Origin of the sequence: Streptomyces tricolor (genome assembly GCF_002155905.1) — a bacterium.
Taxonomy (GTDB): Bacteria; Actinomycetota; Actinomycetes; order Streptomycetales; family Streptomycetaceae; genus Streptomyces; species Streptomyces tricolor.
This window is the reverse complement of record NZ_MUMF01000376.1, coordinates 504-2,817: the sequence shown is the minus strand read 5'-3', so window position 1 is coordinate 2,817 and position 2,314 is coordinate 504. Positions and strand designations below refer to the sequence as shown.

Genomic DNA, 2,314 nt, shown 5'->3' with positions numbered 1-2,314 from the left:
CCGAGCTGGGCGCCGGCGCCTGGATCGACCTCCTGCCGGGCTGGCTGAGCGGGGCCGACGCGCTGTTCGAACAGCTGGCGGCGGACGTGCCCTGGCGGGCGGAGCGCCGGAAGATGTACGACAACGTGGTGGCCGTACCCCGCCTGCTGGCCTTCTACGGCGCAACGGACCCGCTCCCCCACCCGGTGCTGGAGGAGGCCCGCGCCGCGCTGTCCCGGCACTACGCCGAGGAGCTGGGCGAGCCGTTCGCCACCGCCGGGCTGTGCTTCTACCGTGACGGCCGGGACAGCGTGGCCTGGCACGGGGACCGGATCGGGCGGGGCGCCCGCGAGGACACCATGGTCGCGATCCTCTCCGTCGGCGCACCCCGCGACCTGCTGCTGCGCCCGGCCGGCGGAGGCGGCGGCACGGTGCGCCGGCCCCTCGGGCACGGCGACCTCATCGTGATGGGCGGCTCCTGCCAGCGCACCTGGGAGCACTGCGTCCCGAAGACCAGCCGGGCCACGGGCCCCCGCATCAGCATCCAGTTCCGGCCGCACGGCGTGCACTGACCCCGCTGTCCGGGGGCCGCTTAGCACATCGCGCCGGACGGCACCGGAGGTCACGGGCGGGACGAGCCGAAAGAAGGAATCCGCCAGGTATGCGAGGACATGCCCGATGAGGCTTGCCAGGCTTCACATCACCTGGACAAGCCTCTTCATCAGGAGTCCGATCGATGCGACAAGTGCCTGCACCGGACGGTGCGGACCTCCCCGTCCCCCTCCCCTGGGCCACCCGGGCCGGCACCGCGCCCTACGTGCCGGGGCACGTCTCCGAGCTGATCGCGAACCTCATGGCGCTGCTGCGCGGCATCGACGCCGAACCGCTCGTGGACCGCTCGTTCACCTGGCCGGGGGCCGACTCCCCCGTGCCGCTGCGCCAAGTGCTCCACTCCCTGGGCAGCTGCGGCCTGTTCACCCGGGAGGGCCGTCCGGCGCGGGTGCGGCTCACCCGTGAGGCCCGGCACTTCCTGGCGTCGGGGGACACCACCTACCTGATCGCGGTGCTGCACGCGCACGTCCGGTTCGTCGGCGAGGCACTGGACGCGCTCGGCACGGGCCTCACCCACGAGGAGCTGCACCGGATCGCCGTGGACCGCTACGGCCTCGCCTGGACCTCGCTCGACCAGGTGCGCCGGCGCGTGCACTGGCTGCGCGCCACCGGCATGGCCGAGTACTGGAGCAACGGGATGATCGTCCCGACCGCCAGGGGACGCGCGTTCGTGGCCCGGCTGCCTCCCGTGCACCCCGGCCCGGGCGGCACCCACCCGGGCGACGGCCCTCCCGTGACGCTGCCGGAGCCGCCGCGCCTGCTGGCCGAGCGGCTGGCCCAGGTCACCGAGGGGGAGTTGCGCGCGCGCAGGCGCGTCCTGGGCTACATCGCGGGCGGGGCGAACCCGACGGCCCTCAGCCGGCTCGTGGACGCCGCGGCGGCCGGGGTCACCCGCGGCGAGTTCGTCCGCTTCTCCGCGCAGGCCTTCGACGTCGCACCGTCGTCCGCCGAGCAGTCCCTGAACACCCTTCTGGGGCTCGGGCTGTTGGTCCAGATCGGTCCGGACCGGTTCACGGCCGGCCCGCTGGCGGCGGAGTGGCTGCACTCGGGGCAGGTGGCCGACCTGGTCCGGCATCTGCATCTCGGCCTGGCGCTGCTCGGCGAGACCCTGGACGCGCTGGCCGACGCGCACGACTCGGCGACGCTGACGAGGATCCTCTCCGAGCGGTATCCGGACGGCCGGCTCACCCGGAAGGACGTGACGGCGCGCGTGGCGCTCCTGGTCGACACGGGACTCGCCGAGCGCATCGGGGCGCGGACCCGCCGTACCCCGCTCGGCACCGCCCTGGCCGGCGCGCTGCCCCTCCAGCGGCGGGACACACCCCGGGAGGAGGCGACACCGGCGGAGCAGCGGCCCGCCACGGGTCCCGAGCGGCTCGCGGCCGAGGTCGTGGACGCCGCCGGGGACGGCGCGGACCCCCGGCGGTTCGTGCGCGCGGTGGCCGAGGCGCTCCGCTTCCTCGGCGCGGACGTCGAGCCGGCCGGGTCGTTCGGCGAGCCGTCCGGGGCGGGCCTCGTCGCCACCCTGTGGCTGTCGCCCAGGACGCGGCGGCGCATCGCCGTGGCGGTGACGGCCGATACGGCCGGAGGCGTGAAGCTGCCCCAGCCGCGGGCCGGTCACGAGACCGACCAAACCGTGCTGGTCACCCCCCGGCTCGCCCCCTGGATGCTGCCGGCGACGGACCGCGAGGACGTGACGGTCCTCGGCGCCGAGCAGCTCGCC

At 75.4% G+C, this 2,314-nt stretch carries 2 protein-coding genes (1 of these 2 running past the window's edge); both read left to right on the top strand.

The features are described 5' to 3' along the window. Positions 1-551: alpha-ketoglutarate-dependent dioxygenase AlkB family protein (locus CCN44_RS25755; protein ID WP_086699924.1), on the top strand; the 551-nt coding region annotated here is incomplete at its 5' end. Between the two features lie 164 nt (positions 552-715). Next, the coding region annotated (locus CCN44_RS48040; protein ID WP_208639840.1) for an Lsr2 family DNA-binding protein crosses the window boundary (this coding region is incomplete at its 3' end): on the top strand, positions 716-2,314 show 1,599 of its 2,102 nt. 503 nt of the annotated region lie beyond the right edge of the window.